A 4,953-nucleotide genomic window follows, 5' to 3' on the forward strand; every position below is an offset into this window, starting at 1 on the left:
GATGCCGGCGGGGCTCGCGGGGACCACGTCGGCGACCGGCAGGATCGGCCGCCCGGCACCGTCGACCAGCAGGCCGGCGCGCACCCCGAAGTCGCCCGGCGCGGGCTCCCCCGTCGTGAACCCGACGGTGACCCCGGGCCCGGACAACCCGCTCGCGATCGCGTCGTCGCGGCCGATCACTGCCACACCGCCGCTGAGCGCCCGAGCCTTGTCCGCCGTGTATGCGGCCATGGAACCGTGCCAGTCGAGGTGGTCCTCGGCCACGTTGAGGACGGTGCCCGCGTGCGGGTGCACCGACGGTGCCCAGTGCAGCTGAAACGACGAGAGCTCGATGGCGAGCACGCGGTGGTCGGCGGGATCGGTGACCGCATCGATCACGGTGCGTCCGATGTTGCCGCAGGCGGCGGCGGGCAGCCCGGCGTGCAGCAGGATCTGCTCGAGCATCGACGTGGTGGTGGTCTTGCCGTTGGTGCCGGTCACGACGAGCCAGGTGCGCGGCGCACCGAACAGCCCGGCGCGGTCGGCCAGCCAGGCGAGCTCGACGTCGCCCAGCACCGGCACACCCGCTTCGCGCGCGGCCACCAGAACGGGCGCCGTGGGGCGGAAGCCGGGCGCGCAGACCACCGCCGCGAAGCGCCCGAGCGCTGACGTGTCGAGGCCGTCGAGGTCGACGACGGTGACCCCCGGTACCTCGGCCGCGACCTTCGCCCGCGCGAGGGGCTTGGCATCGGCGATCGTGGGTCGCACCCCCAACGCCAGCAGCGCCCGCGCCACGGCCGGGCCGGTCACCCCCGCGCCCGCCACCAGGACGTCTGCGCCGGCGGTCAGGTACGGCTGCACCTGCTCAGCCCGCGCTCGCGGAGGACAGGAACTCGCTGTAGAACAGCCCCAGACCCAGCGCACAGGCGATGGCGGTGAGCAGCCAGAACCTGATGATCACCGTGGTCTCCGCCCACCCCGCGAGCTCGAAGTGGTGGTGGAACGGCGCCATCCGGAACACCCGGCGGCCCGTGCTGCGGAACACCAGGATCTGGGTGACCACCGAGACCATCTCGGCCACGAACAGCGCGCCGATCACGATCGCCAACAACTCCGTGCGGGTCGAGATGGACAGGCCGGCCAGCAGGCCGCCCAGCATGAGCGAGCCGGTGTCGCCCATGAAGATCTTCGCCGGCGCGGCGTTCCACCACAGGAAGCCCAGGCACGCGCCACCGGCGGCGACGGCCACGAGCGCCAGGTCGAGCGGGTCGCGCACGTCGTAACAACCGGGCGCGGCGCCCTTGGGCCCGCCGACACACGCGTTGCGGTACTGCCAGAACGCCATCAGCACGTACGAACCGAGGACCATGGCCATCGAGCCCGCGGCCAGTCCGTCGAGGCCGTCCGTGAAGTTGACCGCATTGGACCACGCGGCCACCACGAACCAGCAGAACAGCACGAACACGATCGACACCATCGAGATGGCGTTGATGTCACGCACGTACGACAGGTGCGGGCTGGCGGGTCCTGTGCCCGCGCCGTTGCGGAACTGCAGGACCAGGATGCCGAACAGGATCGCGGCCGCGGCCTGCCCGACCGACTTCGCGGTCTTGTTCAGCCCGAGGTTGCGCTGCTTGCGGATCTTGATGAAGTCGTCGAGGAATCCGACGAACGAGAGCGCCGTGGCCAAGCCCAGCACCAGCAGTCCGGACGCCGACGGGCCGGGGCCCGACCCGATTCCCACGAGGTGCGCCCCGAGGTAGCCGCACCACAGGGCGACGACGATGGCCACGCCGCCCATCGACGGCGTGCCACGCTTGGTCTGGTGGCTCTGCGGACCCTCGACCCGGATCTCCTGCCCGAAGCCCTGTCGCGAGAACAGTTTGATGAGGACCGGGGTGAGCAGGATCGCCACGGCCAGGGAGATCCCGCCCGCGAACAGGATTTGCTTCACCGTTGCTCCTCTTCCGCCGGTCGCCGCGCGGCTGCGGCGTGCTCGGGTCGCAGCAGCGCCTCCGCGACCGCCCACATCTTCTCGGATTGGGACGCCTTCACCAAAACCAGGTCACCCGGCCGAACCTGCTCCGTGAGCAGCGCCACGGCCTCCTCCCGCGTGTCGAGCTGCACAGCCTCGGAGCCCCACGAGCCCTCCATCACCGCGCCCTGCCACAGCGCACGCACGGCGCGGGATGCGCCGACGCAGATCAGCTGCGAGATGTCGAGCCGCACCGCGAACCGACCGACGCGATCGTGTTCGACGATCGAGTCGTCGCCCAGCTCGCCCATCTCGCCGAGCACCGCCCAGGTACGGCGCTTCTCCGCCGCCGGGCTCCCGTCCGGCGCGAACCGCGCCATCTGCGCGAGCGAGCGCAGCGCCGCGCGCACGGCGTCGGGGTTCGCGTTGTAGGAGTCGTTGATCACGGTGACCCCGTCGGGGGTCACGGTGACGTCCATCCGGCGCGGCGACGCGGCCGCCGCGGCGGACAGGCTTGCGGCGACACCCGCCACCGTCCCGCCGCACTCGAGCGCCACCGCAGCCGCGGCCAGCGCGTTGTGCACCTGGTGCTCGCCGTGCACCAGCAGGGAGACGGGCGCCGCCGCGGCCCCGCTCGTCCGGTCGCCGGCGTGCAGGGTGAAGCTCGCGCGCGCCTGCGCGTCGAGGGTGACGTCGGCGGCGCGCACGTCGGGGGCGGCGCCCACCCCGTACCGGACCACCCGCGCAGCGGTGCGCGACGCCATCGCGGCCACCGCGTCGTCGTCCGCGTTCAAGACCGCGACACCATCGGGAGGCAACGCCTCGACCAGCTCGCCCTTGGCCACGGCGATCGCCGCACGGGAGCCGAACTCGCCGAGGTGGGCGGTACCCACGTTGAGTTCGACGCCGATCCGCGGCGGCGCGACGCGAGCCAGCGCGGCGACGTGCCCGGGCCCGCGCGCGGACATCTCCAGCACCAGGAAGCGCGTCGACTCGGTGGCGCGCAGGGCGGTCCACGGGTGACCGATCTCGTTGTTGAACGAGCCCGGCGGGGCCACCGTCTCGCCCAGCGGCCGCAGCACCGCCGCGATCAGGTCCTTGGTGGAGGTCTTCCCGGCCGAGCCGGTGACGCCGACCACCGTGAGGCCGCCTCCGGGGCGGGTGGGGTCGGCGAGCACGCGGGTGCAGTGCGCGGCGAGCGCGGCCAGGGCGCCCAGCACCGCGGCCCCTGCGCCGTCGGCGTCGTTCTCGAGCGCCATGACGCGGTTGTCGGTCTCCCCCGACACCGGCACCACGATCGCCGGCACGCCGACGGGGCGCGCGGCGAGCACCGCGACCGCGCCCTGCGCGGCCGCCTGCGCCGCGAACTCGTGGCCGTCGACGCGCGCGCCGGGGAGCGCCAGGAACAGCCCGCCCGGGCGCACCGCGCGGGAGTCGAATTCGACGGTGCCGGTGACGATCGCGTTCTCGTCCGGCACGTCGTGCAGCTCGCCGCCGACGATGTCGGCGACCTCGCGCAGGGTCAGTGGGATCATTCGCCGCCCTTCCGGCCGCCGGGGACTCCGAGGAGGCGCGCGTCGAGCGCCCGGGTCAACTCGTCGCGGTCGTCGAACGGGTGCTTCACGCCGGCGATCTCCTGTCCGGGTTCGTGGCCCTTGCCCGCGATGAGGACTACGTCGCCGGGCCGGGCCCACGCGACTGCGGCCTCGATCGCGGCGCGGCGGTCGCCCAGCTCGTACACCTCGACGCCCGCCGGCCCCGCACCCGCGTCCACCACGGCCTGAGCGCCGGCCAGGACCGCAGCGCGGATCTCGGCGGGGTCCTCGCTGCGCGGATTGTCGTCCGTGATCACCACCAGCTCGGCCGCCCGGGCCGCTGCGGCGCCCATCAGGGGACGTTTGCCGCGGTCGCGGTCGCCCCCGGCGCCCACCACCACCGCGATCCGGCCGCTGGACTGCGCCCGCAGCGTCGCGATGACGGCCTCGACGGCCGCCGGCTTGTGGGCGTAGTCCACCACCGCGAGGAAGTCCTGCCCGCGGTCGATGCGCTGCACCCGGCCGGGCACCGCCACCGTCGACACCCCGGCGGCCGCGGCGGCGAGGTCCGCCCCGGCGGCGTGCGCGATCACCAGTGCGAGGGCGGCGTTGGCGACGTTGTACCGGCCGGGCAGCGTGAGGGTGACGTGCGCCGACGCGTCCCGGGGCCCCACCAGCGTGAACTCCTGGGAGCCGTCGGCGGCCGTGCCCACACCTTCGGCGCGCCAGTCGGCGGAGTCCCACGAGGGCGCCGACTCGAGCGTGCACACGGTGGCCAGCAGAAGCCCGGCGGCGCGGCGACGTGCGGCCATCTCGGTGCCCCACTCGTCGTCGACGCAGATCACGGCGGTCTCGCAGACCGGCTCGGCACCCGCGCCGGTCTCCCCGGTCGGCACGAACAGCCGCGCCTTCGCGTCGAAGTAGTCCCGCAGGGTCGGGTGGTAGTCGAGATGGTCCTGGCTGAGGTTGGTGAACCCGCCCACCGCGAACCGGGTGCCGCCCACGCGGTTCTGGTCGAGGGCGTGCGAGCTGACCTCCATGACGGCCGCGTCGACCCCGCGCTCGACCATGACCGCGAGCAGCCCCTGCAGGGCCGTGCCCTCGGGCGTGGTCAGGGACGTGGCGATCTGCTCACCCGCGATCCGGGTGCCGACGGTGCCGATCAACCCCGTCGTGTGCCCGGCCGCGGTGAGCGCCGCCTCGGTGAGGTAGCTCGTGGTGGTCTTGCCGGACGTTCCGGTGATGCCCGCGAGGACCATGCGCTGCGACGGCCGACCGTACACCAGTGAGGCGACGGCGCCGAGTACGCGACGGGGCGCGGCGTGGACGGCGACGGGCAGCGTCACCCCGGCCGCGGCGAGCACCGCGGCGCCGTCGGCGTCGGTGAGGACGGCCGCGGCACCGTTCGCGGCGGCAGCGGCCGCGAACCGGGCGCCGTGCGTCGCAGTGCCGGGCACCGCGCCG

4 protein-coding genes are annotated in these 4,953 nt (G+C 74.0%); all 4 read right to left on the bottom strand.

All coding sequences use genetic code 11. From position 1 onward, the window contains the following. Window positions 1–840: Mur ligase family protein (locus tag ABD908_RS26560; RefSeq protein ID WP_345001788.1), on the bottom strand; the 840-nt coding region annotated here is incomplete at its 3' end. Window positions 841–844: 4 nt separating this feature from the next. Further along, window positions 845–1,933 (bottom strand): phospho-N-acetylmuramoyl-pentapeptide-transferase, encoded by a 1,089-nt coding sequence (gene mraY / locus ABD908_RS26565; RefSeq protein ID WP_345001790.1) that lies wholly within the window; start codon window positions 1,931–1,933, stop codon window positions 845–847. Beyond that, a complete protein-coding gene (locus ABD908_RS26570; RefSeq protein WP_345001792.1) occupies window positions 1,930–3,489 on the bottom strand; it encodes a UDP-N-acetylmuramoyl-tripeptide--D-alanyl-D-alanine ligase in 1,560 nt (519 codons plus the stop codon). The genes mraY and ABD908_RS26570 overlap by 4 nt, the downstream gene beginning before the upstream one ends. Beyond that, window positions 3,486–4,953: UDP-N-acetylmuramoyl-L-alanyl-D-glutamate--2,6-diaminopimelate ligase (locus tag ABD908_RS26575; RefSeq protein WP_345001794.1), on the bottom strand; the 1,468-nt coding region annotated here is incomplete at its 5' end. The genes ABD908_RS26575 and ABD908_RS26570, both read right to left, overlap by 4 nt.

This window comes from Tsukamurella soli, from assembly GCF_039541155.1.
GTDB lineage: Bacteria > Actinomycetota > Actinomycetes > Mycobacteriales > Mycobacteriaceae > Tsukamurella > Tsukamurella soli.

What these genes read in the sequence shown, in the direction of transcription:
- ABD908_RS26570 (WP_345001792.1), bottom strand. Translation starts at nt 3,489, where the DNA reads ATGATCCCACTGACCCTGCGCGAGGTCGCCGACATCGTCGGCGGCGAG.